The following is a 25,874-nucleotide window of genomic DNA, read 5'->3' on the forward strand; positions in this document are numbered from 1 at the left end:
GAACTGCCAGGCACATCGAATCGGCGCTAGCAGACATCCGGGTTCTGGTCGCACCAGGCACGGAATTCGGCCTGGTTGCGCAGATGCTCCTGGTAGTTCGAAGCGAACTTCGTTTCACCGGTTTCGATATTAACCGTCACCCAGTAGTAGTAGTCGTTGTCTTCGGGATGCGCTGCGGCTTCGATAGCTGCGTTTGCCGGCGAACCCAATGGGGTCGGTGGCAGTCCTGCATGCTCGTAGGTGTTGTACTTATTGGACGCGTCGGCCTTCTCTTCGGGGCTGAACTGCAGCGAGTAGCGCCCCAGACCGTAGATTACCGAGGAATCGACCTGCAGCAGGCCGTGGGTTTCCTTGTTATTAGGGTTCAACCGGTTTTCGATCGCGCCGGCCACCGTGGCGTAGTCCGGGGTCCGCGCCTCGGCCTGCAGGATCGAGGCGACCTTCAAGATCCGGTAGCCCTCGTCCAGGTCGGTGATGCTGGACTGTTCCAAGGATGCCTTGGTGGACTTGACCAGTGTGGAAAGGACCTCTTCGGCGCTGGTGTTCAGCTTGAAGCGGTACTCCCCTGGGTGCAGCCAGCCTTCAAGGTTGGGTACGGAGCCAGGCAGGTCGAACTTTTCCGGCTTGTTGGCCAGTGCGGTCAGTTCCTTCTCCTTGAGCCCGGAGCCCTTGGCGATCTCGGCGATCGCGGCTTCAAGGCGCATATTGGCTTTCAGCCCGATGTAGAAGACCTTGTCCGGACGCTGGTCGATGAGAGCCGAGGCGGCCTCGGCCGCTGGCATCTGCTTCTTGAGCAGGTAGGTGCCCGGGTGGATCAGCTTATTTTCGGAGTCCGAGTCTGATACGGCATCGGAGAACAGCTTGTCGCTGGCGACCACGTCCAGCTCTTCGAGCTTGCGCGAAATGATATTCACGCCCCAGCCGTCTTCCACCGTGAATTCCACGGCAGCTCCGCCTGGACCCGGGTAGTCATCGGGGTTGAACTGCTTGAGTACTGATTTGAGGAAGTACGCCGAGCCGGTGACGACCAACGCGAAGATAAGCACGGTGGCCAGCATGACCAGGTTGCGCCTGCGCTTGGTGCGCTTGCGCCGCTTGGCCTTGTGCGGATCGAGGTTCTGCGCATCAGCTTCCTGGCCCAGCAGGCCAGCGGGTGCGGCCTGCGCGTATTGCTCATCGGCGGCGTCGTGCTCCGCTGGGTACTCGGGTTCCGGCTTGTGGTGGCCGGGCTCGTCCAGGGTTGGGGCATCGGGCTGGGCGGGGAGGAATCCGGTATCGGTTCCTTCCCCGTCCGCAGCTACCGGTGCGTGTGCCGGGTCCGTGGAGGCAGCAAGAGTTTGAGTGAAGTCTTCGCTGCCGGTCACTTCCGGTTCAGAGGGTTGTTCGATTTGAAAGCCAGTGCCGGCGGCAAAGCGATCATATAGCGCGCGATGCGTTTCGCGTTGCCGATCATGGCGGGCTTCTTCTCGCATCAACTCTCGTTTCTCAGGTCGGTGTGGTGTTCCAGCCCTGGTGGGCTAGCGCAGCACAATCCGGCTGGCTTGTACGCGAACGTTGTTACGCCGCATTTCCAGCACTTGCTGCAGAATCTCCGTGGCTGCGACCTGGTCTACCACCTTGCGGTGGTCTTCCATCTTCTTGCCCGAGGCGTGCAGCGCGCGGTGCGCGTTCACGGTGCTCAGGCGTTCGTCGACCATGAAAACCTCAAGCTCGATATTAGCGCTTGCAGCTTCTTCCGCCAAGGCAATTGCGTAGTCACGTGCCATTTTAGTGGATTCAGTCGAGTTTCCGGCCAGGGATTTGGGCTCCCCCACGAATACCTCGGTGACGCCGCGGTCGGCAATGATGCGCAAGAGCATGCGGCGATCCGAGTTCTTCTTGACATCCCGACGCAGGGTCATGACCGGGGTGGCCAGAATCCCGGAGGGATCGGATGCGGCGACGCCGACGCGGGCCAGGCCCACGTCGACGCCGAGTGCAACATTAGCCATTGGCCAGTGCCGCCTGGATCGCAGCCAGTGCGTCATCGATCTTCGATGCGTCCTGGCCACCGCCCTGGGCCATATCGTCCTTGCCGCCGCCACCGCCGCCAAGCACGCCGGTTGCGGTGCGCACCAGTGCGCCGGCCTTGAAGCCGTTGGCGCGGGCCTCGTCGTTGGTCACTGCCAGTACCAGCGGACGGCCGTTGGCCACGCCGATCAGCACGATGACCGCAGCTTCCGAACCCAGCTTGCCGCGCAGGTCCAGTGCCATGGTGCGCAAGGCATCAGCCGAGTCGATCGCACCGGCATTGTGCGCCAGCAGCCGGGTGGAGCCGATGGTGACGACCTTCTCCAGCAGGGCTGCGGACTGGGCGAGCATGGCCTGGCTCTTGAGCTCGGCGATCTGCTTCTCTGCGGCTTTCAGCTTGGCAACGGTGTCGTTCACACGCTCGGAAACCTGGCTGGAAGGAACGCGGAAGAGGCCCGAGAGCTCGGAAACCAGCGCACGCTCGGCGGCTCCGTGGCGGAATGCTTCCATGCCCACCAGGGCTTCGACGCGGCGGTTGCCCGAACCGACCGATGCTTCGGAGAGCAAGGTCAGCTGGCCGATGCGGGCGGTGGTGTCCACGTGGGTACCGCCGCACAGCTCGCGCGACCAATCGCCGTTCATCTCCACCACGCGCACGTCGTTGGAGTACTTCTCGCCGAACAGGCTCATTGCGCCCAGCTTTTTCGCCTCGGACAGGGCCATCTCGTTGGTGACGACCTGGTAGTTCGAGGTGATTGCGAGGTTCACGACCTCTTCAACTTCGCTGCGTGCCGCGGCGGAGAGCGCCTCAGCCCAGGAGAAGTCGAAGCGCAGGTAGCCGGCCTTGTTGAAGGAGCCAGCCTGGGTGGCCGTTGGGCCAAGCAGTTCGCGCAGTGCGGCGTGCACCAGGTGGGTGGCGGAGTGCGCCTGTTCCCCGGAGCGGCGGCGCATGGCGTCAACCTGGGTGCGCACCAGTGCTTCAGCAGGCAGTTCGCCTTCGTGCACGATGACCTTGTGCACGTTCAGGCCTCTGACCGGGGCCTGCACGTCGGTAACTTCCAGGACAAAGCCGTCACCGGTGATCAGGCCGCTGTCGCCTGCCTGGCCGCCGGACTCGGCGTAGAACGGGGTTTCGTTGAGCACCAGGTCGATTTCCTGGCCCTGCTCGGCGAATGGCACAAGCTGGCCGTCGCGGATGATGCCGCGGATCGAGGATTCGCCTTCGAGGGTGTCGTAGCCGGTGAAGTGCACGTTGCCGGCCTCGGCCAGCTTGTTGTACACCGACAGGTCGGCGTGGCCGGCCTTCTTGGCCTTCGCGTCCTTCTGGGCACGCGTGCGCTGCTCGTTCATCAGCTCGCGGAAGCGCGGCTCGTCAACGGACAGGCCAGCTTCCGCAGCGATCTCCAAGGTGAGGTCGATCGGGAAGCCGTAGGTGTCGTGCAGGGCGAACGCGTCGTCGCCCGAGAGGTTCTTGCCCTCTTCCTTGGCGTGGCCCAGGGCCTCGTCAAGGCGGGTGGTGCCCGAAGCGATGGTGCGGCGGAAAGCGCGCTCCTCGGCGTAGGCGATGCGGGCGATGCGATCGAAGTCGGCCTCGACTTCAGGGTAGACGCCCTTCATTGCGTCGCGGGAGACCGGAAGCAGCTCTGGGAGCACTTCGGAGTCCACACCCATCAGGCGCATGGCGCGAACGGCGCGGCGGATCAGGCGGCGCAGCACGTAGCCGCGGCCTTCGTTGCCCGGGGTGACCTGATCGGAGATCAGCATCAGCGAGGAGCGGATGTGGTCGGCGATCATGCGCAGGCGCACGTCGGTGGCGTGGTTCGGGTCAGCTGGATCTTCGGTGGAGGTGTAGGTGACGGAAGCCAGTTCTGCGGCCTTGTCGAGTACCGGACGGACCTGGTCGGTCTCGTACATGTTCTCCACGCCCTGCAGGATCATGGCCAGGCGTTCCAGGCCCAGACCGGTATCGATGTTGCGCTTTGGCAGTTCGCCAGCCACATCGAAGTCGGTCTTGGAGCGTACTGCCGAGAGGCGGTACTGCATGAACACGAGGTTCCAGATCTCCACGTAGCGGGTTTCGTCGACCGCTGGGCCGCCTTCCATGCCGTAGGCCGGGCCGCGGTCGTAGTAGATCTCGGAGCATGGGCCACCTGGGCCAGGCTGGCCGGTGTTCCAGTAGTTGTCTTCCTTGCCGGTGCCTACTACGCGCTCGGCAGGCATGCCGATCTCGTCTTCCCAGATGCGGCGGGCTTCGGTGTCCTTCTCGTCGCCGTCTTCGTAGACGGTGACCCACAGGCGTTCCTTGTCCAAGCCGTAGCCGCCATCTTCCAGCGAGCTGGTCAGCAGCTCCCAAGCGAAGTGGATGGCTTCCTTCTTGAAGTAATCGCCGAAGGAGAAGTTGCCGCACATCTGGAAGAAGGTGCCGTGGCGGGCGGTCTTGCCCACCTCTTCGATATCTCCGGTGCGGATGCACTTCTGCACGGAGGTCGCCCGCGAGTACGGGGCTTCTTCACGCGCGGTGAGGTAAGGGATGAACGGGACCATGCCGGCCACCGTGAACAACAGCGAAGGGTCGGCCGAAACTAGCGAGGCACTGGGTACCGCCGTATGGCCCTTCGAGACGAAAAAGTCGACCCACCGACGGGCAATTTCCTGCGTTTTCATCGTGTTACGGATGATCCCTTCACTTAGCGGCGTCCACGCCCAAGGCGGAACGTAATTCTTCTTCGCGGGCGGTCATTCCCTGATGGAAGGCCTCCCAGTATTCCGAGGCACGGTCGGTGAACTTGCCGACCTGGCGGTTCAGTGCCGCCCCGGATGAAACTTCAGCGTATTTCTTGGACGCGAGCACACCAACGCCCACTCCAATCGAAACCCACAAGAGCTTTTTCATTCTAGTCTCCTTGGCGGCCAGCAGTTGGCCGCATCCTATTCAGCGCGCCGATACGTGTTCGATCAAACAGCGTTGCGTCCTTAGCGGCTACGGCGAGCCTTGCCGCTTGGCTTGGTGTTCATCGCGACCTTCACGCCTTCGGTGAAGGCAGCCACCTTGATCAGCGGCTTGCCCACGGTAGCGGCTACCAGCGAGGACAGCGCGGAAACATTCGCGGTGGTGTCAGAAACGTTGTTCGTGATGACATCGACCTTCTTGAGCTGGTCGTTGGTGGTCGCCACGGTGTTGGCGACTTCGCCGATCAACGGAGTAGTTCCGTCGGCCAGGTCCTTGATCGATTTGCGCAGCTCGTCGAACACCTTGCCCAACTTGATGATCGGCACTGCCAGCAGCACAACTAGTACGACAAACGCGGCGGCGGCGATGAGCCCTGCAATATCCGAACCCGACATGTGCTTCCTCTTCTGCTATGGGTTTTTGGTGCCAGTCCACCTTATCGAAGTCAAAGCCGATTTAGGTAGTTAAGCGACAAGCCCGCAACCGGATAACGGTTGCGGGCTTGGAACTAGCGCACGGATTTAGCGTGCGTAGTCCGACACGTATTAAGAGGTATAGGTGCTGTGGCCTGCATTGATGCGGAAATCCGGGGCAGAACCTTGATTTCCTCAGGTGGTCGGAATTGTCTCAGTACAGTCATTTCAAGCCTGAATCAATGGTCTACTGCAGGCCAACCGCCACAGAACCGCCACAACTCCCCTACCGCTCCCGATCCACCATGATGCTGAGACGCACGGCCCCTTCGGGCACTAAATCGAATGCTTGGTCTCGGGCTGTTTCGTAGTCATCGCCGATGACTGCCACGGCGCCGGGCACGCCGTCCTGCAGGTAATTCACTGTTACTTCCACAAGGCGAATTCTATCGGGCTTCTTGTTGGTAGACGGTCCATGGGTCTGCCCGGTATTTGATTCTCTCGTCTTCGACTTGGTGCCAGTCGTGGTCGTCTTCGTTTGAGAGCCAGATGCTGTCCGACCGTCGTATGCGTATGGCGGTGTCGGTCGGTATCCATGCGACTTCGAGTTGCCCGGTGGTCACGTAGTCGAGAATCTTGATCGGATACTCAATGAACACTTCCCCTGGGATCCAGCCAATAACCCGCGCATGGTACTTCCCTAGGTCTGGACAGGTAACTTGCACGTAAGGTCTGCGCCTCGGTTCGTACCGGCTCATACACTCGAAACGCGGATCCCGTTCAGTCATAAACTAATTGTGCCTTAACGCAGAAAACTGCCCCACCCTCGCAATGAGGATGGGGCGGAATTCGGCTAATCCTTTTTTCCTTGTTTACGAAGGAACAAAGCAATGAGTGCCACGAATTCAGCACTTATTATCGTAACTGCGACGCCGGACGCTCCAAAGAATAGTGATAGGACACTACCTCCAATAGCCACGGATGAAATACATCCCGCCCATATCTGGCCGCGCATCCAATAGTCCCAACGACGGTTCTCGATCGCTTGGTCGTGAACCATTGTTTCGTATTCCATCTGCTGATCGTGAGTGCGTTTCAATGCTAGCTCTCACGCCCGTGAGTATAACGTCGGTAACTTTCACGACGCCTTGCAATTCGCTTCGCTGTTTCTTCCTCTGTTGATTTCGTGGGCTTTTCGGACCCTAAAGTCAGAACAGACGATGCGCTATCAAAAAATAGCGATACTTTTTCTCGCAGTGTCAGCGAGGGCAATTTCACCTGCCCCAACATATCAGCGCTCCTGACTCTCTGGTTGGCGCCAGCAACAACTTCTACTGCGCCCCGAACCGCAGCTTGCATTAGACCACTGGTGTCGATGAGGGAACGGGCAACAAACATACCAGACACTTCAGTTAGAGAAACCGCCACTCCGGCTAATCCGTCTGTGTAAATCTTTGCCGGTGTAGAGGAAATCCTGAGATCTTGCTGATCAGATTCTGCCGTCGTATGCACAGTAACCCCACTTCCTCGGAGGTGGGTATGGCGTGGAATGTCTGCCATTGACACGTCCAATACGCTCATGATTCTTTGCCTCCCGACATTAGCCCTGCAAACGACTCCATGAATTCTTTATCGCCCGCGACCCCGATGTTCCTGAACTGGCACCTGGTGAAAACGCAATTTGCGAATCCTACAGCCCCTACGATAGTTGACCGGCCTGCATGCACTTCCCAAAGTACGTCCTTAAGTTCACCCTCGAAACCCGACGAGAAGATACCCGTCTCACCTATAAAAGTGATGACAGCAGGCCCCTGCATAATGCAATCTTCGAAGTGCGTGTCCATGATTGGATTAGAGGTTAGTGCCAGGTCAGCAACTTTTAGCACCTGAGACTTTACTACGTTTGAGCTTGCCATGGTTATATCATGCCTGATCGACCTGTGTGCGGACTACAAATTTTGTCTATATTGCTAGAATCGCCAAAACTGCCCCACCTTCGCATGAAGATGGGGCAGTTCAGTTTCTACTCGTTGGGTGGTTCGACGTTCTTCTTCGCCAACGCCGCCTGCAGCAAACCTGCTACGCCGGCAAGGGCGGCTACCGCCCAGCCGAGCAGTGCGATGAATTCGGTCACCTGGTCTTTGGTGATGAACCCAAAGGTGATAGCAGCGGCGACGATCACGCCGAAGATCACCAGCGCCACCGTGTAGATGCGTTTGCGGGTTGCCGGGTCGCTGAGCCCGCTACCTTTTGCTTCGTACTTGCCCATAGCTGGGCCTCCTTAGTTGTTGTCGTTGAGCCAGCGCTGGATGGCCTTGCCGGTTTCCTTCAACGGCTTGCCGTCCAGGCGCCACTTGCGGGTGTCGTAGTAGACCTTGCCGCGGTGGCCCAGGTCGTCGGCCAGCATGCGCTGGAACTCGACCCAGAACCAGTAACCGTCGGCGCCGTCCTTCTTCAGCGGGGTGCCCTTCTTGACACCGCGGGCAGTGAACGGGGTCTTGAGGTAGTAGCCGTTGCGTTGCATCAGCGTCATGGTGTCGGTGATGGTGAGCTTCTCGAACTTGCCGTCCCACTGCTTGTTGAGGCCGTTCACGACGTTCTCCAGCAGGATCTGCAGCGCACCGACCTCCCAGGACAGGAAGTTGCCGTTGATCTTCAGATCGGCGTAGTTGTCCGGGAAGTTCGTGGAACCGTTTGGAACGTTGGTCGGCGACTGGTCCTTGACTTTCGGACGCGACTGGACCGGGACAGGCTTGCCGGTCAGTTTTCCGCCCAGCTCGCGCTCCCACAGCTCGATGGTGTCGTCCTTGTCGCGGCGTGCAGCCGACCAGGAGAACTCCACGTGCAGGTGGTCGGTGTGCGGGTTCACGCCGGTGTAGTTATACCAGCCCTTGTTCTTGTATCCGCCGGAGAAGATCTTGCGGTTGAAGATGATGCACTGAATGCCGAGCTCCTTGGAGTTCAGTCGCAGCTGCTCGGCGAACTCTTCGAAGATTTCGATCTTGTCGTACCATCGCAGGCCGAAGTCCATGGCACGGCCTTCGCCATGCAACGAGGTGGTGCTATTGGATCCGCGCACTGGCCGGCAGTTGTAGATGCCGGAGTTGCGGCCGCCGAGCTCCTTGTACTTGGCCAGGAACCAGGCCATGGCACCGAGTGCGCCCTCAGCTGGCCCCTTGGTGCAGGACTTCGCGCCGGTGTATCCGTTGTAGATCGCCATGCTTACTTGCCTCCTAGTGGCTTGATGCCCTTGGCCGGGGCGACGTAGTCCGGGTGGTTCGGGTCGGTGATCTCTTCGGGGTTCGGGTCTTCGTAGTCGTCCTGGTCGATGGCTTCCATCGGGTTACGGTCAGACATGGTGCGTTCCTTTCCGGTTTTAGGTATAAGAAAAGCCCTGACCGGATTGGTCAAGGCTTGGTATTCGGGTTGGGCTATTCGGTTGGTGTTTTGTGGTCTTTGGGTTGTGTGTAGCGTTCGTGCAGTTCGGCGATCTTGTCCGACTGGACATCAAGTTGCTCGCCCTGCTTTGACTGCTTTTCTTCGACCCGCTTCACCGCGTCTTTGAGGCTAGATCCGTGGTTGGTTTTTACCTCGTGCTCAATGTGGGCCACACGCACCATGAGTCCCGGCCTGCCGGGAACACCCGGTCGGTCTGGTTCGCCCACTACGTCATCAACGAAGTGGCTCAGCTTTCGAGCGACAGGCCACGCGACTTTGATCAGCCAAGCTAGTGCCCCCGCCAGGATGATGATGATCGTGACGATAAGGTTTGGGAGCCAATCAGGCATGGGCGACACCCTTCGGCGAGAGTGGGATGGGCATGGGGTCCTTTCGGAAGGAACATAGAGGGTGAATTTGGAATATTAGGAAAGGTCCAAGTTGACGCTAGAGTCAGAGAATGGAAGATAGAGGGAAACAGATTTATGCAACGTTAGGTGGAGCCTTGTTTGGGCTCTCCTTGGGCATATTCGGAAACTGGCTCCAGCCAGGTAGTATGACGTGGGTCATGGTAGCTGCCATTACGGGAGTAGCTGGATTATTGATCATCTGCGGCTCTGCTTTTAGGTGGCCGTTGCCGGGCCTCAACAGCCATCGGGCTCTGCTATCCAAAGAAAGTTGCAATTTGAGCGAGGATATTCTCCACTGGCTCGACAGTAGAAACGATGCCCAACCGAACTTTACGGAATCCGATTGGGATGATCTCAATGGACCTGCCATGGCTTTCCATAACGGCACAGTCGCTCGATGGCAAGCCAGGTATGGCACGAAGGCTCTAGCACTCCACGACAAGCTTCTGAAGGCTGGAGCACCTCCAGCTCGAGAAGTACCTAGAGAACGTTTTGAGTTTCCAGCGAACGAATTGGGAATCAAGGCTATTTCACACGCATTGGTTGAGATGAGTTGTTCCCTCGAATCCCGATCACGCCCACGGAAGGCATAGAAAAAGTGCCTCCGTGGGCGGTGCGTCAATACAGCAGAGCTTGCTACACCGTGTAGATCTTGGCATCGGCGACCGTCGCACCCGTGACCGACACAGTCGGAGTTAGGGACGCGGCATCCAGCGGGATCGTGAACGGGACGAACACCTTGCTCGTTCCGCCAGCCAGCGTGACCGACTTCGAGATGGGCTGCCCTGTCCCGGAGATCGACACCGTCGCGCTGCCGGTCCCATCGAAGGTGACCTCCAGCATCCTGGTGCCGCCTAGAGTCTCCGCCATCCGCGAGAGCTGGATGGCCGTCCCCAACGCTCCGACACCGCTCATGAGCAACGGTCGGTACTCGGTGCCCGCCTGGGCGAAGCACAATCCCGCAGGAGACAGGATCTCCAGCTGGCCAGCGTCCCGCAGCCCGGCTACGTGAGCGAGCATCGCCTCAAAATCCGTAGTCGAGAGGTAACCGGCCTGGTCCAGGTAGTTGGGGTGCAGCATGAACCGCAGGCCATGACCTGCCGGCAGTGCCGACACATCGTCTTGGAACGATGCCAGCGACCGCTGATCCAGGGTCACGTGCGAAACCCCTACGGGGTTACCCCCGTCCAAGGACCGGTAGATTCCGGGAATGTACCCTTCCAGCATGCCGTGATTCGCCATGGTGATCTGCCCCGCGTAGGTATCGGTGTACTGCGAGTACTGATCAAAGCCGGAGAAGCCGTCATACCCGCCAGCCGCCAGCCCCGGCGGCGACCAGCCGGTGACAGGGATGCGTGGCATGGCCACGGCCAGCCTGTCACGTGAGCCGACGATCTGATCGGTGATCGCGGCGTTCCCCGTGGCGTCCAGGTGATTTCCGCCATGGTTCCATACCTGCCCCCCGGTGCGGATCGCATGATCCTGCAGCTCGGTGGGGGTGAGCGTGTCATCGCCGATCCCGAAGTTGTCGGCGTTCATCGCATTCGACCAGGGGATGCCGTACTTCTCCAACAGCGGCAGCACCTTGCCGGCAAAGTCCAGCAGATGGTGGTCGAACCGGAACGAGGCCACCTTCCGGTTCCCCACCCCCACGATGCCCGCGTGCCGGCGCCGCTCCCGCATCGCCAGGACACTGTGCCGGTCAGCGGCCTGCCCCGCGGTTATCTCCCGTGGCACCAGACGAATCGAAGCCGACTTGGACGGGTCCCCGGTCCAGAACGCGTTCTCCGAATCCCCATCGATGTACTCCACCGGCAGCACCGCATTCGGACCCGAATAGAGAGCGGCCTTGCGGAAGTAGATGAAGTCCCCGGCTTCCGGATAGGTGAGCCCGAACCGTCGGAAGGTGATCATGATGTCGATATGCGAGACGGCGCCATCCGTGGGTACCACCCCAGCACACTCAAAGGTGAGGACCTGGTCTGGTTCGATATGCAGCTGGCCAGAGGTTGCCAAGGTGACCGCGTTGACGAACGCGGTACCATCCCATTTCCAACCGCGAAGGTTGAGTGTTGCGGACATCTTCTGCGTCGGCATCGCCCGGACCTCCACGCGGGAGGACACGTTCTGCCCGGGATCCACATACGGTTTGGACGATGCATCATTATCCAGGGTGGCCAACGGGTAGATCGAGGTGCCTGCGCCACCTTCCGCAATGGCGCGGCCCCACGGTCCCGGCGCGGTGGACAAGGTGACGTTGCCGCCCAGCCAGGTCGTGGCGGCATCCGCTGGTTTCGGGTCCATGATCCCGTTCTCCAGCCGGGTCCCCTGCTCGGTCGCGGCTTCCTCCATCGCATCCAGACGCCGGTCGATCTGCGGGTTCATATCCCCCGTAGCGCCCTTGGGACCCTGCGGCCCGGTCTTCCCTTCAACGTCACCGATCTCCACCCATGTCATTTAGGGCCTCCATTCATACACTTTGCCGGTGTTCGCCGGGTCATCAGGATCATTAGGGTTCTGTTTCAGCCACAGGTTCGATTTCTGTTGTGGCTCGGTCAGGGACACCCACCAGAGCTTCTGGTTAGTTCCTCCACCACCACCGCCAGATACCCCGCCGGCGTTATCTATGAGCTGGTCCAAGGTGCCGCCAGCTGAAGGAACCCGGATTCGCCATCCCGGAAAATCAATGTCCGGGCTTTTACCGTCTACCCATTCGGCGCGCAGCGTGTACCAGCAGTCCGGCAGCATCACCGTTGTCGCCACCAGGTCCGCAAGGAAATCCCCATTCGACGCTGGCGTTATTCTGATTTCGGCCGGTGGGTGGATCGTTCCCGGGGTCGTAGACGAGGCCTGCACCATCATCTGATTCGGTGTGAAAACGAGCAGGATCTGCCTGTTGCCCATCGTGATACCTAGAGCGTCTTTGACGTTTCCACTGACCGGTGCCATGGAACCCCCTTAACTAGAAAACCCACCGTGCTAAGCGGTGGGTTGTGCGAGTTGTGCTTGAAGTTTGAGTTCGGCCCTGAGCTTCTTCAGCTCGAACCCCTGCGCATCGAGCTCCTGCCGGTACTCCTTGATCACAGACTCTGCCCGGAATACTTGCCGGCGCAGGTTCTCGTTTTCGAGTCGAAGTTGCTCCAGTTGGTCGTCTATTACAGGTTCTTGATCTTCATGATCTGCCATTTATCGGCTCCTTCGAATAATGTGTGGGTATGCGCCCAAAACTTATTGCCCTCATTGCTGTACCCGCTATCGCCCTCACGGGATGCGCTTCCGGAGACGCGACCTCGGAACCGACAAAACAATTGACCACCGCTGAATCCACTGCCCCGGCTTCATCCACCGAAGCTGAAATCATGGAAACTGATGTGAAGGCCAAAGCCCTCACAATGGAAGTCACCCCAACTGAGACATCCGCCCCAGAACCGGTCAAGGCCCAAAAGAACAAAAGTTATGCAGAACAGACTGCGGACTTCATATCGTTCATAAATCCAGAATTTTCAGGATGGTCCGGCGACCTGCCCCCGGAGTCCGAACTGATAGCCGCAGCGAAACTCGTCTGTAATCAGCTCAGCGACGGTGTGCCATACGAGCGCGTGGAAGCAATCCAAGGGAGCGTCTACAAGTTCACCAAGGAACAAGAAGAGAAGCTGAATCCGGCGGAAAAGCATGCCCTCATGCAAACACCGCTGTACGAGAACAACATGAAACTGGTAAACGCCGCATCGTCCGCGTACTGCCTTGAACTTCGACTGCCCTAGATCATCAATAGTTTTTCGATAGCTTTGACTCGCTGGTGAAGAAGCTCTGTTCTGGCCATGGCGAGGCGGTCATACATGACACCCTCAAGATCGCCCTCCGGGGTGAACGTGTTGAACGCATGCCCGCCCGCAGCGTAAACGTCCTCAGCTATAACACCGGGGATACGGTAAACCGCTTCGCCACGCTCGACCTGGCCGGCGTCGAGCCAGTCCTTGATCGGTATATCCAGCAAAGTGGCAGGCAGATCCATGGCCTGCTGGTCAAGCTTGAACCGGCTTGCCGACGTCGACTTGTAGAGAAACCCGTCACCCTGAACAAAAACGTTGCCCGGGCTACCAGTCGTCGGCAGACCAGGCATGACCACATTCCCCACGAACCTAGCCGTACTGGCGACTTCCAACTGCCCAGTAACCCACACCTTCGGTGCCGACAGGTCGATCGCTCCGGCGCGGGCAACAACTCGTGAAGTGCCTGCATAGTTCAAATCAGCGTAAGAGCCATTCAGATTTACCGACGATGTACTCGAACTTGATAGGCCAATACTGTCCACACCGTTAGCGGTCAGCCAACCACTTGGTGATTGGATCATCCGTGGCGAGACTGGGTCAATAATCACGTCGCCAAACGTTGCTTTGCCGGTTGGTTCAATCGTCGTTTCGCCGGCAATGAGTCGCCCACCGGACTCAACGTTTAGATCGTTTTGGACATGCAGCGTACCGTCAGAATCAATGCCGAACGTCCCGAAGTCCGCTGATCCGTCTGGGCGCAGCTCGAACAGACCGGCCTGCATGGTTCCATCCGATGCGATACCCAGGGCACCGAATTTCGCGCTGCCATCTGGGTAGATCAGCGAGTCACCTGCCTTGAACTGGCCCCCAGAGATTATCTCGAAGTTGCCGGCCACGTCAGTCGGCCCAGTCAGGTGGTTCACGCCCGATAGGTTGTTGACTCCGGAAAGGTTCGTGACTCCGGAGCTGTTTAAAGTTCCCGTCACGTCTAGCAGGCCAGTAACCCGCTGCGTTCCAGCGACACCGAGGAACCCGTCAATGTTGACGTTGGATCCCTCGGCCCAGTGCGTGTTGCCGCGTTCAACCGTTGTGGACGAAAGGTCGGTCTTGGTGCCGTAGTTCCGTTCCTTGCGGTTCTTCCGGGTGACGTTCTCTCCGGTGAGGTCAACGACTCTTGCCACTGCTAACCTCCCTTGGGTTGGAACTCGATCTTTACGAAGTCACTGTCGATGTCGCCGGAGTACTTGAGCACTCGCCATTCGCGCCAACCCGTAGTGAAATACGGGTCATCGCGGATATACCAGCGGACAATCGTTCCAGGCCGTAACTCCCACAGGTTCCCAAGGATCGGCGAGTCAAGCTTCAGTTCGAAACCTGCCTGACGTACTGCCTGATTATTCGCCACAAGTGCAGATCCTGCATGGTCGTAAAGCTCAGGACCCTTCTTGATGTTCTTGAACTGCTCCACCCGTTCCAACGCCGGATAATCAGCGATGTTCGCTGACTGCGACTCACGGACCAGCATGCCAGGACTCTTTGCAGTCTTCTTGCCTGATCCTTCACCGACTGCGAACATCTGTGTTGCCACGTCGCGAGCGTCAGTCTTGATCCACAAACCCTGCGCCGGGGTTTCAGGAGCTGAGAAGTTCACCTCAATAGTGTTCAGTGAAAGATCGCCCGTGCGCAGTGTAAAGCGGATACCGCCGGCGCCATCCCACTCAGGACGGAAATCAACATCTGGCCCATCGGACAGATCCATGATTTCTTCCATGGCCGACAGTGCCGTGTCCATGTTGTACCCGTTGTAAGTGCGGGAACGTCCACCCGTGTAGTCGTCCTCGTAAACCATCGGTACACCACGACCAGTGCCAGCTACAGCGAGTTGAATGATCCGCTTCACGATAGTGTCGTACTCCAAACCGGAATACGTTTTCTCCCAGTTCACGATGTCCTCAGTGCGCACCTCACTGATCAGGCGCGCATCCCACAAAGACCAAATATCCTCGTGAGTAAGGTTCAATTGCTGGGTGTCGCGCTCATAGTGCGCTTCCCAGATAATCCCCGCATAGACCACCACGTTGTCGTAATCCACGACGATGGCGCGCTGCCCAGGATATGAATCATTCAGCCCGGCGACTGCTGCCACGTCTGGGTCAGACAACACCAGAGACGAAGTCCCACCGGCACTGTGATTGAACGTCCGCTCCCACGACGTGGACTCCACCTGCAGTTCTACCCGGTCAGCCCACGTCTTCGAGGAAACACTCCACACCCGGTAACCCACACTGGCCTCCTAAATGTAAGTGTCGCTGTATTTCGCAGTGAACAGGCCCGCGGTAATGGTCATGTTCTGCGGCAGACCAGGATTGACCGGAGAGAAGTTCGCCGTAGACAATCCGCCGCGAACCACTGCACCGCCGGCCCGCAGAATCCCAGTCCTGAAATCAATCGTGTGCGGCGAACCCGAAACGAGAGCCTGAGTAACTACCACCGACTTGCCGTTCAACGTCAGCGTGTAACCATTCGCTGATGTACCAGTCACCGTGACTACCGGCCACGCAGGAACCGTGCCACGGTGGAATAAAGCTGCAGGAGTGCTAGCAGACCCAGCAACCGTGTACGACTCGCCATACTTGAACGGGTCAATCGCTTCCAGTGGGATTTCGAATTGCAAGAACGAGTCGGTCACGAATCTAGTAGTGATCCGCGACCCTGGTCGGGGGTCAACTGTAGCCCACTGTGTCGGCCCATGACCCCGAACCAAGAGCTTCGACTGCCCACGAAATGCCAAGCTAGTGATGATTCCAGCCGCCTGGTGCAGGTAGTCGTGGTTCTTTGAGAGGACACGACCTGAGATGTTGATTTCCCGTGGCCCGTAAAATAGTTCGGTTCGGAAATCTCCATCGCCGCGTGTCCTCTCAGCGCGTTGCTTACGAGGTGTAGGGCTGTCCCACCATCCTTCAATGGGTCCGTTGACTTTCCATGCCCCGTTTCGGTCTGCCCCGGTAAGGGGTGTTCCTCCGAGGGTTATTAGCTCAGATGCCAAGGTTCATACCTACCCCTCTTGTTGCTCGGCGGAGTTCTTCACGGAATCCGGCTACGGCACGGTCTGCGTCGCCTGCGCCGTCTACGGTTACGTAGAGGGTCAGATACGTGTCACCGCCTCCACGGGCAGTGACTGCGTTTCCGCCTACCTGTCCCCCGCCGGCGAAGCTGGCGAGGTGCTGCACGGACGGGTCGTCGGCATTGATTGCGCCAAGTACTCGGTTGTACTTGTTGGCTGACGTTGCGCGGATGATCCACTCTTCGTCGTCCACGTTCGCAATCGGTCGACCCTCGGAAGTCACGCCGAGGATCATGTCCCTGCCGAGCCCGGTGCGAGGCAGTTTCCCGCCGTCCTCGTAGCCAGGCAAACTGATTTGCCCGCCACGATAGTTGCCGGTCAGCCCACCCGCACCGCCACGGTGCACCGCTGATGCACCCGAGTCAGTGAATCGGGTGCTTACTGCGATGGTTGCGAATCGGGTGCGTGCCGCGTTTCGAAGTTCTTCTTCTGCGGCACCGGTGATAGCTTCGGCGGTGATCTTCGCGACCCGCTTTTTGGCTGCAGCCTCGTCGATCTTCTTGCCGGTTGCGTCCGTACCCGTTTCAGATACTTCGATTCGGCCGTCGGGTAGCTCAGAGACGATGTAGCCGAGAGCTTCCAACGCAGCCAGCACTTCTGGCGAGTTCTCTGTGATGGTTACGTTGCCGTCCGGAGTGGACTGCACGAGCTCGTGAATCTCAGTGAGCTTCCCCGCCACCGAGTCAGTGTTGGAGTTGAACTGTACGTACACGCTGCCTGGTATCAGTCCCAGCTGGTCTGCGTAGGCTGCAGCTGCTTCTTTGCTGTATCCCATCGCAGTTGCCTGCTTGATGAAGTTCTCCCGGCCGTGCGCGATCTCTTCGGACATTTCAGCGGTGGTCGCACCGGCTTCACGCATCGGGTCAATGACCGCGAGCGTACTGGATGCGATACCGTCGAGCGCCGACGAACTAGCAAGGTACTTCTCTGAGGACTTGTCGAACGCTTCACCGTTCTTGTCGACAACCTCACCGTTTTCCTTGATGGTCTTAGTTGCCGAGTTGATCGATTCCTGCAGTCGCCGGATCGCTTCGTTCTCACCAATGATGACCATGCCAGTATTGACCAGCGAGTCGTACCATTCATCAACAGCTTCGGCTGCTTCCTGCGCGGCCTTAGCCGCGTTCTCGTAGGCTGTCTTGGCTGTGTTCGTGCCGTCCGCGGCTGCTTCGCCAGCTGGCAGGCCTTTGAGCATCGCCTCGACAAGGCGTTCCTGCGATACCTGCGTTTCACCGTTAGCGGTTAGCGCTTCGTAGGCGGCGTCCCGGTACTGCGGGAACATGTCCATAACGTCTTTGACATCAGCACCGCGTTCGGTGGCCGCTGCCATGACTCGTCCGAAGCCGGCGGCCGCGTCGTCGAACTTTCCACCACTGGTCAGTTCAACGAGGGCAGCGTCCACCTCGCGCATGTTCTCTCGGACAACCTCGGATCCGGACTCCACGCCGGGGAGCCAGGTTCCTAGGAAATCATTGAAGTTGTCGAACCCGGAGGTGTTGAACAGTCGGTCCATCGCTGATGCGAGGTCGTTGACGGCCGTTGGTGCACCGCCGAGACCTGAGCCTCCGCCGGTGACCACGCTGCCGTTGAACACTTTGTCGAGCGCTTTGAAAGCTTCGTCGCTCTTGCCAGCGATGCCGTCCAAGGCGTTGACGATCTCCGAAGACTCGATCTGCTTGTCGAACTTTCGGCGAGAGTCTGAAGCCAGCGCTGCGGCGCTCGCAATCGCGGTGTAAGCCGCTGCTACGCCGAGTGCGCCCTTCTCCATCTTGGACATCGACCCGACTGACTTCGGGCCTTCCTTGATCAGGTCGCGCAGCCCGGTCACCGTGTCCACTACGCCTGGCACGATCTTCATGAACGCGCCAGCTGCTAGGGTGCCGACACCTGCGACGGTGGCAAGGATCGTCAAGGCGCCTTGAACTGGTGCTGGCAGGTCGGTAAACCATCCAACGAGGTCAGCTACACCTTCGGCCATGCTTGCAATGACAGGGAGCAGTACGGCTCCCGCGTCGATGCCTGCGTCCTTGATGTTGTTCCAGGCGACTTTTACCTTGGATTCAGCGGTGGCGTAGCGTTGAGCGGCTTCGTCGGCCAACGCCGAGTTTTCCTCCCACGCCTTAGCGCCGAGTTCCAGCGAGTCGGTGAGCAGGTCACCGGAGTTGGCGAGGGCCAGCATGACCTGCATTTCTTCGGTGCCCTTGATGCCCATGTCTTTGAGCGTGGCGGTGAGGTTTCCGCCGGCGGCGTTGGTGCGGTCGATGCCTTCAGCGACGAGCTGCAGGGCTTCCATTGGGGAGCTGCTGAACTTGCTCGCGAATTCCTCAGCCGTGGTTCCTGCTACTCCTGCGAATGCTTCAAGTGATTCTCCCCCGTCATCAACGGCGGTGCGCATCTTCAAAAGCACGCGGGTTGCTACGCCGCCGCCGAGCTCAGCACGCACACCCATGGATGCCAGGGTGTTGGACAGCGCCAGCACGTCAGCTTCGGAAGCGCCCAGCGATGCGGCGGCACCAGCGATGCGCTGGGCCATCGACAGGATCTCAGCTTCAGTGGAGGCACCATCGTTACCCAGTGCTACCAGTGCGGAGCCAAAGCGTTCCACGCCTTGCGCGCCTTCGCGTTCCATGGTGCCCATGACGTTGGAGATCTGCGCAATGTTCGTGGCAGCGTCTTCCGCGGTCAGGTTGGTGGTTTCGCCGAGGTCGATCATGGTGGCGGTGAAGCCTAGAACGTCGTCGCGGGCCACGCCCAGCTGACCGGCGGCCTCGGCCACGCCTGCAATCTCAGCGTGCGTGGACGGCAGTTCCTTGGCGAGGTCACGCAGCCCATCGGAGAGCTCTGCATAGCCCTCTTCGGTGTCGTCGATGGTCTTGCGGACCCCAGCGAATTGGGACTGCCAGTCCATGGCTGCTTTGGCTGACAGGACAAGCCCGCCGGTGATGGCGGTGCCGGCGCCGACCATGGTGTTGGCGACTTGGCCCCACGCTTTTTCGTGCTGGTTCGCTACGTCTACCAGGCGGCCTATGCCGGACTGGGACTGTGTGCCCGCGTCTTCGGTCTTTTTGGCGGTTTCCTTGGCTTTTGCGGAAACCCGGTCCATGTCCTTGATGAACGCACCGATTTCGGCGCTAACAAGAACTCTCAGCTTTTTGTCCACCGCTGGGCGCCCCCTTTATTTAGTTATCCGTCAAGATGGGTGTCTTTCAGGTGGAGTTTTTGGCCTGGCCATGTGGTGCGGTTCTTGTTGGATGTGAATGTTTCCAACGCTTCGCAGCCGTGGCACATGGTGTCGTCGTGCACTTCGAACCGTCCGACGTTGTCGTCCCCGCGGGTGATGTGCGCGGGTAGGCCGCAGCCGGAGCAGATCGTTTTCAGGTATTTCGTGTATGCGATCTGCATGATTTTGTCTTGGTCGCAGTACGTCCCGTCGTCTTCCCGTACGCCCAGGAGCACGGTGACGGGGATGCGGCAGTCCCGCGCTGTTTCCACCAGGTCGAGCAGGTGGGCCCAGCGCGGGGTTCCGAGGGCTTCTACGATTTTGGGACGGTCACCTCGGGGATGTCCTGGGTGGCGCGTGCGTTCGCATCTGAAAGCAACCGCATTTGTGCTTCTCCGAGCTTCTCGTAGAGGGTGCGGGCCTGCTCTAGGTCTAGGCTGACCAGTTGCCCCTTGTTCATGAGTGTGGTGGATGCTGCGATGATGCGGAGCCGAGATTCACGCTCAATGAATTTCCGGGTGAACTCGTTGACGTTGACGCGCACGAGGGCGTTCACGTCGGCATGGATTTTTACTTCCATGCGGGCCGCGGTCTTGCGCGCTTCGTTCTTGCCGAGCTCAGCCTGCTTGTCGATTTCCTTGGAGCACTCGGTGAGGACGGTTTCCCGGATGCCGGCAATTTCAGCGTCGGTCAGTGAGGTGACGCGAAATATCTTCTTGGATGCGTGGATCCGCAGTTTCAGTTCGTCAATCTCAGCGTCGATTGCGGCGTTCGGGTCACTGTTCCCGCCGAGGGCTTCGTCGCCCTCGGGGACTTCTTCCACGGGCTGTTTCTGTGCTTCGAGTGCGTCGATTTCGGCGATCAGGTCGAAGCGTGCGTACAGGTTGACGTTATGGACAGTGCGTTCGCCCATGGCCAGCCACTCGTCGAGGTCTAGCTCTGCGTTGGGGGTGATGTTCTCAGACATGGTTTGACTCCTACTTGGTGGTTACTTGACTTGCAGTGTGTAGCAACGGCGGTCGAAACCTTCGAACGCTTCGTTGATGACCCGGGCCCCGGTTTCGTCGCGCACGTACTCTATGACGCGGATACGATCTGCCGTCATGTTGATCGACACTGTGTTCTCTGGGTTCAGCCCAAGTGCTTCAACGGCTGCTTTCAGCTGGTCGCGGGATACTGTGCCCTCGTAGTGGCGTTTCTCAGCCATGGTTGACTCCTAATATTTTGGGTGACTCCAAAGGGTTTAGAGTCCGGGTAAGCGCGGGAGTCAAACGCGCCCACCCGGACTGGTCATATGGTTACGCCGCAGCAACCACGGCGCGAGGCGCGAAGGACTGCGGAGCGAACGACTGGTTGAACTTCTCGTACCCGGCGGTGGCCGGCGACAAGGTGCGTGGCGACAAGGTCAGGACCTCCATTACGGCGACTTCATCACCAGCTGACAGTGGAACCTCGGATGGGTCTTCACCGTCAGCGACCTGGCCGATACGCTCAACGAGGTACCCCCCGATGCCCTTGTCGGTGAACGTGGTCCACGCGATGTCTTCGACAGCGTCCTTGAAGCGGAACATGTCGAAGCCAGCTTCGACGGTGTCCATTCCTGGGGCGCCGGCTTCGATGGAGTCGCACGGCGACGGGTCGGTAATCACGGCGGTGCCGGTGATGCCGAACTGGTAGTTCGCCACGGTCACCAAGCAAGTGAGCTGAATACCAGCGGTGACTTCGGCGACCGTTGGTGCGTTCTTGTTAGCGATGGTTGGTACCCACCACAGGGCGCGGTTGTTCATGTTGAGCATCTTTGGACCCTTGGCGGCCATAGCTACTTACCTTCTTTCGAGGATGGGACTGGTGCGAGGTTTGGGAAGCGGCCGTCCAGCCAGGTTTCTGGTACTGGGCGGCGCACTACCTGCTTGGTGTTGGTGTCGTATACCTTGACCTTCTTGCGCGGGTCGTAGACGCGGTCTGGTTGTGCTGGTTCGGTGATCCGGGCTACCACCGCGGGGGTGGCTGGCTCGGTGACCTGTTTAGGGGTTGCCACGGTGGGCCTCCTTTAGGTGGTGGTGAGCCGCCACGAGAGCGGCAGGAAAAACCGGGCTGGTGTTGCCTGGTCGTCTTTGATGGGCACGGCTACACGGAACGCGTCGGTGTCTACGTGCAGCCGGTGGTTACCGATTCGCGTGTTGGTCAGCGCGGCGGCGACTATTTCTGCGCATTTGCGTGCGTGGCCCGGCGTGGGTCCGACGCAGTTCGTCTGCGGTGCCCAGTCATGCACGAGGGTGTCCGTCATGCCAGTCAGATCTGGGTCGCCGATGTCGGCCGGGATTCCAGCGAAGAACAAAACGTATGGAAGGACGTATCCTGCGCCGTCGGTGGGGATCTTGCCCGGGATGTACCCGTCATATGCCCGGCCGCCAAGGTCTGGGATAGCTTTCAGCCTGGCTTCGAGCTCAGCACTGAATTGTGTTGCGTCCATCAGCTGTTCACTGCTTTCTCGATGATCTGCGCCATCGCCTGCTCGAACGCGTCAGCATGCTTGTCCGCGGCTGGTCGCATGAACGGTTGAGGGGCCATACGGCTGGTACCGAATTCGAGGTACGGGCTGTAGCTGGCGGATACCACGACTTCAGCGGAAGGTGAGTCCTGGCTGACATTGCGCAGGTCTGAGGTTTTGATTCCAGAGCGGAGGAAGCCGGTGTCCACCGGGGCCAAGGTCTTGGCTGTGCCCTCGATGTCCTTCGCGGTTTTCTTGACCACGACTTTCGCCAGCTGGCCGACCACCTTGGGAACAGTTCCGAGTTCCACGCTGAGGTTGCGTAACTCTGATGCGTCAAAGCTCATGGTGTGTCCGCCCTTCGATAGGCTTTGATCATGAATTTGAAACAGGCTCACACGCTTCTATGTATCGGCGCGATTGTTTTTTCCATACTTGGCATATCCGGGTACGCAACTAATCAGCCATCGTTGACATGGTTCTTAGCGCTCGGATTTGTTTGTTTAGTGTCCGCGATTGCCGTCAAGGTTGCTCGTACACGTAAGCGTTAGGGGTTCTGCTGGGTTTGGTTTTCCCATGCTAAGAAGTCGTGCGCCCAGAGTTCAGAGCCGGTCATGCGTTGCTTCAGGATGTACTCGGCGCCAGCGCTGGTGACGATGTCGCCGCGCTCCCCCACCCACAGGTCGGGCAGGGTGCCGTCGTATGGGAGCTGTATCAGGTACTGGCGTGACTCGGTGGGCTGGCCTGCGAGGTCTGCGGCTTGTTCTCGCTTCAGCTCTTGGATGCGAGCCTTGCCAGCCCATAACCTGGTGCGTCCTGTCCAGCCTTCGAGCAGAGGGAATGGTGCAGGGCCGTCAGTGACGCGTTCGATCACGCAATCAGCGGTCATGCCGCCCGCTGCGACTGGCCGGTGATGCTCGGACCAGCCGTCTGGAATGATTTTGGTTCCGGGGAACGGCATCAGAACACCCTCCATTCCTCAGCTTCGAGACGGCTACGACCGGTCTCGATGATTTCAAACGTTCCACCCAAGGTTGGGTCGTTGTCATCGGCCTGGGTGCGTAGGCCTGCAGCGAGTTTGCGGAGCGACTCAGCCACTGCAGGGCCGTCGCTGGTCAGGTCTTGCGTGCGGATCTTCTTCGATACCAACACCTCGGACACTGCGATAGCTTCAAGCGCGTCAGCAGCTGCCCGGTAGACAGCCCAGCGTGCGCCCTCTTCCCAGCCCTGCATCTCCAAATAGGTTTGCAGTGTCGGGTCGTCGATCAGTGGTGGAGTGGCCGTGTCTGCGATCAGTACGCGTACCTGTCGGATTGCTGCTTCGTAGTCCATGACCACCCCTTGAAAGTGTTTGGGTACAGCTGAGGGGCACCACCAGTCGGTGATGCCCCTCAGTCATTGGTTTTGCTAGGCTGCGCCCTTGGACGCGTAAACGCCGGTGGTGAAGCCCTTGTCGATGCCGTAGACATCGCGGCCACGGAACCAAATGCCGTCGTCTGGGAACGAACCAGCGTCGAATGGAACAGCGCCACCGCCAACGCGGTTGCCCTGATCATTCTTGACGCGGATGTCCACTACTTCCTCGCCCGAGAGCAGGGTGCGGATGATTGCAGGCAGGTCCGAGGAACCTGCAGGAACCAGCGCCCAGCCGGTGGACTGCGCAGCGCCGAGGCGCTTGCCAACGGCACGCGATTCCAGCGGGGTAACTACGCCCTTGAATGGGTTCTGCACGCGGGTCTTCGAGGTCTTCGACCCGTCGGTTACCTGCATTTCCAGTTCGTACGCATTCAGGACGCGCAGAACTTCGGAGCGCAGACCCGAAGAGTGAATCAACACGAGGTTGGACACATCTACGAGGTCGCCACGGTGGTCTTCCTTCTGCGCCAGGGCCTTGATCGCAGCATCCAGTGCGTCAGCGCTGAAAGCTGCGGTATCGACGGTGCCGAAGAAGGCGGCGTTCCAGTTGCCTGCAGTTGCGTCCACCAGCAGGTCAGCCACACGGCTGTTCTGCCCCTTGACGGAACCGTCACCCAACTTCGCTGGGAAGTTGGCGAGGGCGGTGAAGTTGCGGGAGCGGTAAAGCTCCCACGACAGGCCGTAGGCCTTACCGTGCTTCTGGTTGCCGTGGGTCAGTTCGGTTTCGTTCAGCGAACCGGCCTTGTACTCTTCGAGTTCCTTAACGGTCTCGAATTCGTCGCCGCCCCACAGGTCGATCAGCTTGTGACGATTGAAGTCGTCAACAGTGACGCTGGTGAGGATCGGCTCGAATTCCTTGACCGCAGCCTTCTGCGCGGCAACAGCCTTCTTGGTGAAAGCGTCACTGAGCAGGACTGGGAAGTCCGAAGTGGTGAATGCTTCGAGCAGGCGTGCCTGAGCGAATGGATCCGCGCCGGTGCGACCTACACCGAACAGCTTGGCGGCTTCGTGTACGCGCTCTTCGTGAGAGGATGCGCGGCGGAAGCCTTCCTGTGCAATTTCGTGGGTCATGGTGTTGACTTCCTTTCTTAGGCGGTTGCGCCAGCGGTGTAGCCGAGCGGCACGACCTCAACGGGTGCGGTGCCGGTGGTCTTCGTTGCGAGCGCTACGCCCCAGGGGGTGTTGCCGGTCGCGGTAGCGGTCAGGGTGCCAGACGCGTTGATGTAGACCGGAAGGCCTTCAGATGCGAGCGCGCCAGCTACTGGCACGTCCCACGATCCGTCCAACCAGATGGTGACCTTTTCGCCGGACTTGGCGTCGATCTGGGCTACGCCGCTGATCTGTCCGACCTGTACTGGGTCACCGGACTTGATATCGCGGGGCGCGGTGACGGTGATGTGTAGTGCGTTGGTGTAACGCTGGTTCTTTGCCACTGTGTTGCCTCCTTAGAGTGCGTTGATGATGTCTTCGTCGGAGACGGCGGTCTTCGACTCGGTGACGGTGGTGGAGCCGAGGCCTCGTGGCTGTCCTGCGCCCTGGTCGGCTTCGGTCTTGGCTGCTGCTTCCTGAACTTCGGTGCGGAACTTGTCCGCGTCGAAGTCTTCCGGTGTTGCGGCGGACTCGGCCAGTCGGGTGTAGAGCGCTGGTGCATCCTCACCGAAAGCCTCGGCGACGATGCGCTTGGCTTCCTTGACTCGGTTTGCGGTGGCTTCGGCTGCGCGGTCGGCGGCTTCCTTGGCTCGTGCTTCCTTTTCGGCCTGCAATTCTGCTTCCAGCGCGGTGACCCGGCCGGCGGACTCGCGGAGCTGGGTCAGTTCCGCTTCCTCAATCTGGGTGGTTGCCATGGTGGCATCCTCCTTCTCGTTTTCGGTTACCCCGGCCGGAGTGGCGGGGAGAATGACGGGGTCATATTCGACCCGGCGGCGAACCTCAACAGGTTCCCCGGAGAGCGTGACGTTGACACCGGTCAGCTCGTAGGCTTGCCGGAAGTACTTGTCGCCGATTTCGTAGTAGACGTAGGTTTCGTCGTGGTCGGACACCCATGCGTAATCGTCGTGTGATCCGCGGATGGCGGCTTGCAACCACATGCGCACGTCGCCGGCGGTGGCTTCGGCAATGATGGACCGGGATTCGATGACCCGAGCGGCTTCGAGCACTTGCTCGATCTTTCCGCCACGCCCTGCCACGGTCACGAGGTCGGCACGGTTGAACGGGTTGGGAATGATGCGTTCCACGATCTTTTTACCGGATTCGTTCACGCTGATTTCGGCGCTGGCGAAGATGCTCGCACCGATGTGTTCGTGGAAGTCGTCTACGAGGTCACGCCATGCGGAAGCAACTTTGGCTTCAGCCTGCAATGCGCCGCCTTCGCCAACGTAAGCGTCTTCTTCCAGGACAATTGCGAGGTTCCGCAAGGACCCTTCGGGGCGTTCCATCATCTCGGTGGGGGTGTCGTGGTCGATCATGCCCAGCGTGCCACGCGGGAATGCACGCTCTGTGGCGGCAGTCGCCAGTACCTCGGGCGTGTAGTCGCCGCTAGATCCTTGTCCGGGGCTGATCAGAGTCAGCAGGATACGGCCTGGGCCGCGGCGGGTAGCTGTCGCGGATTCGCGGATGTGTTTCATCTGGT

The 25,874-nt window shown here is 59.5% G+C and carries 31 protein-coding genes; 1 reads left to right on the plus strand and 30 read right to left on the minus strand.

The window, feature by feature from the left end; translation table 11 throughout:
* Nucleotides 1-26 precede the first annotated feature (26 nt).
* The 14 genes from mltG to AB4Y71_RS10450 form a co-directional block, all read right to left on the minus strand.
* On the minus strand, nucleotides 27-1,472 hold the full coding sequence (mltG, locus tag AB4Y71_RS10385) for an endolytic transglycosylase MltG (RefSeq protein WP_441720592.1): 1,446 nt from the start codon (nucleotides 1,470-1,472) through the stop codon (nucleotides 27-29).
* A gap of 45 nt (nucleotides 1,473-1,517) precedes the next feature.
* Nucleotides 1,518-1,991 (minus strand): Holliday junction resolvase RuvX, encoded by a 474-nt coding sequence (gene ruvX, locus AB4Y71_RS10390; RefSeq protein WP_013349073.1) that lies wholly within the window; start codon nucleotides 1,989-1,991, stop codon nucleotides 1,518-1,520.
* The gene (gene alaS, locus AB4Y71_RS10395; protein ID WP_441720212.1) at nucleotides 1,984-4,674 is read right to left on the minus strand and encodes an alanine--tRNA ligase; all 2,691 of its coding nucleotides are present in this window, start codon (nucleotides 4,672-4,674) and stop codon (nucleotides 1,984-1,986) included. Before alaS ends, ruvX begins: the two co-directional genes overlap by 8 nt.
* Nucleotides 4,675-4,693: 19 nt before the next feature.
* Nucleotides 4,694-4,903: a hypothetical protein gene (locus AB4Y71_RS10400; protein ID WP_013349075.1), complete on the minus strand. Its 210-nt coding sequence runs from the start codon at nucleotides 4,901-4,903 to the stop codon at nucleotides 4,694-4,696.
* Nucleotides 4,904-4,983: 80 nt separating this feature from the next.
* Nucleotides 4,984-5,355 carry a DUF948 domain-containing protein gene (locus tag AB4Y71_RS10405; RefSeq protein WP_134780098.1) on the minus strand — a complete coding sequence of 124 codons (372 nt, stop codon included), beginning with the start codon at nucleotides 5,353-5,355 and terminating at the stop codon, nucleotides 4,984-4,986.
* A 304-nt stretch (nucleotides 5,356-5,659) separates the two neighbouring features.
* Nucleotides 5,660-5,809, minus strand: a complete 150-nt coding sequence (locus AB4Y71_RS10410) for a hypothetical protein (RefSeq protein WP_441720215.1) — start codon at nucleotides 5,807-5,809, stop codon at nucleotides 5,660-5,662.
* A 665-nt stretch (nucleotides 5,810-6,474) separates the two neighbouring features.
* The gene (locus AB4Y71_RS10415; protein ID WP_441720218.1) at nucleotides 6,475-6,954 is read right to left on the minus strand and encodes a hypothetical protein; all 480 of its coding nucleotides are present in this window, start codon (nucleotides 6,952-6,954) and stop codon (nucleotides 6,475-6,477) included.
* A 442-nt stretch (nucleotides 6,955-7,396) separates the two neighbouring features.
* Entirely contained in the window at nucleotides 7,397-7,642 is a 246-nt protein-coding gene (locus AB4Y71_RS10420) for a hypothetical protein (protein ID WP_441720221.1), read from the minus strand.
* 12 nt (nucleotides 7,643-7,654) lie between these two features.
* Nucleotides 7,655-8,593, minus strand: coding sequence for a hypothetical protein (locus AB4Y71_RS10425; RefSeq protein ID WP_441720223.1), 939 nt, complete (start codon nucleotides 8,591-8,593; stop codon nucleotides 7,655-7,657).
* A 2-nt stretch (nucleotides 8,594-8,595) separates the two neighbouring features.
* Nucleotides 8,596-8,730 (minus strand): hypothetical protein, encoded by a 135-nt coding sequence (locus AB4Y71_RS10430; protein WP_441720224.1) that lies wholly within the window; start codon nucleotides 8,728-8,730, stop codon nucleotides 8,596-8,598.
* A gap of 74 nt (nucleotides 8,731-8,804) precedes the next feature.
* Nucleotides 8,805-9,161, minus strand: a complete 357-nt coding sequence (locus AB4Y71_RS10435; RefSeq protein ID WP_441720227.1) for a hypothetical protein — start codon at nucleotides 9,159-9,161, stop codon at nucleotides 8,805-8,807.
* A gap of 696 nt (nucleotides 9,162-9,857) precedes the next feature.
* Nucleotides 9,858-11,678: a hypothetical protein gene (locus AB4Y71_RS10440; RefSeq protein WP_441720230.1), complete on the minus strand. Its 1,821-nt coding sequence runs from the start codon at nucleotides 11,676-11,678 to the stop codon at nucleotides 9,858-9,860.
* On the minus strand, nucleotides 11,679-12,170 hold the full coding sequence (locus AB4Y71_RS10445; protein ID WP_441720232.1) for a hypothetical protein: 492 nt from the start codon (nucleotides 12,168-12,170) through the stop codon (nucleotides 11,679-11,681).
* A 30-nt stretch (nucleotides 12,171-12,200) separates the two neighbouring features.
* The gene (locus AB4Y71_RS10450; RefSeq protein ID WP_441720235.1) at nucleotides 12,201-12,407 is read right to left on the minus strand and encodes a hypothetical protein; all 207 of its coding nucleotides are present in this window, start codon (nucleotides 12,405-12,407) and stop codon (nucleotides 12,201-12,203) included.
* Between the two features lie 29 nt (nucleotides 12,408-12,436).
* Between AB4Y71_RS10450 and AB4Y71_RS10455 the strand changes: the two genes are divergently transcribed.
* On the plus strand, nucleotides 12,437-12,985 hold the full coding sequence (locus AB4Y71_RS10455; protein ID WP_441720238.1) for a DUF732 domain-containing protein: 549 nt from the start codon (nucleotides 12,437-12,439) through the stop codon (nucleotides 12,983-12,985).
* On the opposite strand, the gene AB4Y71_RS10460 is transcribed toward AB4Y71_RS10455, so the two are convergent.
* The 16 genes from AB4Y71_RS10460 to AB4Y71_RS10535 all read right to left on the minus strand — a co-directional run bounded on the left by AB4Y71_RS10460 (nucleotide 12,982) and on the right by AB4Y71_RS10535 (nucleotide 25,869).
* Nucleotides 12,982-14,175: a hypothetical protein gene (locus AB4Y71_RS10460; RefSeq protein ID WP_441720241.1), complete on the minus strand. Its 1,194-nt coding sequence runs from the start codon at nucleotides 14,173-14,175 to the stop codon at nucleotides 12,982-12,984. The genes AB4Y71_RS10455 and AB4Y71_RS10460 overlap by 4 nt on opposite strands.
* A gap of 2 nt (nucleotides 14,176-14,177) precedes the next feature.
* Nucleotides 14,178-15,155: a hypothetical protein gene (locus tag AB4Y71_RS10465; protein WP_441720244.1), complete on the minus strand. Its 978-nt coding sequence runs from the start codon at nucleotides 15,153-15,155 to the stop codon at nucleotides 14,178-14,180.
* Between the two features lie 132 nt (nucleotides 15,156-15,287).
* A complete protein-coding gene (locus AB4Y71_RS10470) occupies nucleotides 15,288-15,683 on the minus strand; it encodes a hypothetical protein (RefSeq protein ID WP_441720247.1) in 396 nt (131 codons plus the stop codon).
* Between the two features lie 346 nt (nucleotides 15,684-16,029).
* The gene (locus AB4Y71_RS10475) at nucleotides 16,030-19,278 is read right to left on the minus strand and encodes a phage tail tape measure protein (protein ID WP_441720249.1); all 3,249 of its coding nucleotides are present in this window, start codon (nucleotides 19,276-19,278) and stop codon (nucleotides 16,030-16,032) included.
* Nucleotides 19,279-19,301: 23 nt separating this feature from the next.
* Nucleotides 19,302-19,520: a hypothetical protein gene (locus tag AB4Y71_RS10480; protein ID WP_146112890.1), complete on the minus strand. Its 219-nt coding sequence runs from the start codon at nucleotides 19,518-19,520 to the stop codon at nucleotides 19,302-19,304.
* 131 nt (nucleotides 19,521-19,651) lie between these two features.
* Complete coding sequence (locus AB4Y71_RS10485; protein WP_441720252.1) at nucleotides 19,652-20,305, minus strand: hypothetical protein; 654 nt, start codon at nucleotides 20,303-20,305, stop codon at nucleotides 19,652-19,654.
* A gap of 21 nt (nucleotides 20,306-20,326) precedes the next feature.
* On the minus strand, nucleotides 20,327-20,545 hold the full coding sequence (locus AB4Y71_RS10490; RefSeq protein ID WP_441720255.1) for a hypothetical protein: 219 nt from the start codon (nucleotides 20,543-20,545) through the stop codon (nucleotides 20,327-20,329).
* A 91-nt stretch (nucleotides 20,546-20,636) separates the two neighbouring features.
* A complete protein-coding gene (locus tag AB4Y71_RS10495; RefSeq protein WP_441720258.1) occupies nucleotides 20,637-21,155 on the minus strand; it encodes a phage tail tube protein in 519 nt (172 codons plus the stop codon).
* Between the two features lie 2 nt (nucleotides 21,156-21,157).
* Complete coding sequence (locus tag AB4Y71_RS10500; RefSeq protein ID WP_441720260.1) at nucleotides 21,158-21,376, minus strand: hypothetical protein; 219 nt, start codon at nucleotides 21,374-21,376, stop codon at nucleotides 21,158-21,160.
* Nucleotides 21,377-21,388: 12 nt separating this feature from the next.
* On the minus strand, nucleotides 21,389-21,811 hold the full coding sequence (locus AB4Y71_RS10505) for a hypothetical protein (protein ID WP_441720263.1): 423 nt from the start codon (nucleotides 21,809-21,811) through the stop codon (nucleotides 21,389-21,391).
* Nucleotides 21,811-22,176 (minus strand): HK97-gp10 family putative phage morphogenesis protein, encoded by a 366-nt coding sequence (locus AB4Y71_RS10510; protein ID WP_441720266.1) that lies wholly within the window; start codon nucleotides 22,174-22,176, stop codon nucleotides 21,811-21,813. Before AB4Y71_RS10510 ends, AB4Y71_RS10505 begins: the two co-directional genes overlap by 1 nt.
* Nucleotides 22,177-22,376: 200 nt before the next feature.
* Nucleotides 22,377-22,790, minus strand: a complete 414-nt coding sequence (locus tag AB4Y71_RS10515; protein ID WP_441720269.1) for a DUF6093 family protein — start codon at nucleotides 22,788-22,790, stop codon at nucleotides 22,377-22,379.
* Nucleotides 22,790-23,161, minus strand: coding sequence for a hypothetical protein (locus AB4Y71_RS10520; protein WP_441720272.1), 372 nt, complete (start codon nucleotides 23,159-23,161; stop codon nucleotides 22,790-22,792). The genes AB4Y71_RS10515 and AB4Y71_RS10520 overlap by 1 nt, the downstream gene beginning before the upstream one ends.
* 75 nt (nucleotides 23,162-23,236) lie before the next feature.
* Entirely contained in the window at nucleotides 23,237-24,316 is a 1,080-nt protein-coding gene (locus AB4Y71_RS10525; RefSeq protein ID WP_441720275.1) for a phage major capsid protein, read from the minus strand.
* Nucleotides 24,317-24,333: 17 nt separating this feature from the next.
* Entirely contained in the window at nucleotides 24,334-24,678 is a 345-nt protein-coding gene (locus tag AB4Y71_RS10530) for a capsid cement protein (RefSeq protein WP_441720278.1), read from the minus strand.
* Nucleotides 24,679-24,690: 12 nt separating this feature from the next.
* Nucleotides 24,691-25,869, minus strand: coding sequence for a hypothetical protein (locus AB4Y71_RS10535; protein ID WP_441720280.1), 1,179 nt, complete (start codon nucleotides 25,867-25,869; stop codon nucleotides 24,691-24,693).
* Between the last annotated feature and the right edge of the window lie 5 nt (nucleotides 25,870-25,874).

It is taken from the genome of Glutamicibacter sp. MCAF14, assembly GCF_052114325.1.
Lineage (GTDB): Bacteria > Actinomycetota > Actinomycetes > Actinomycetales > Micrococcaceae > Glutamicibacter > Glutamicibacter arilaitensis.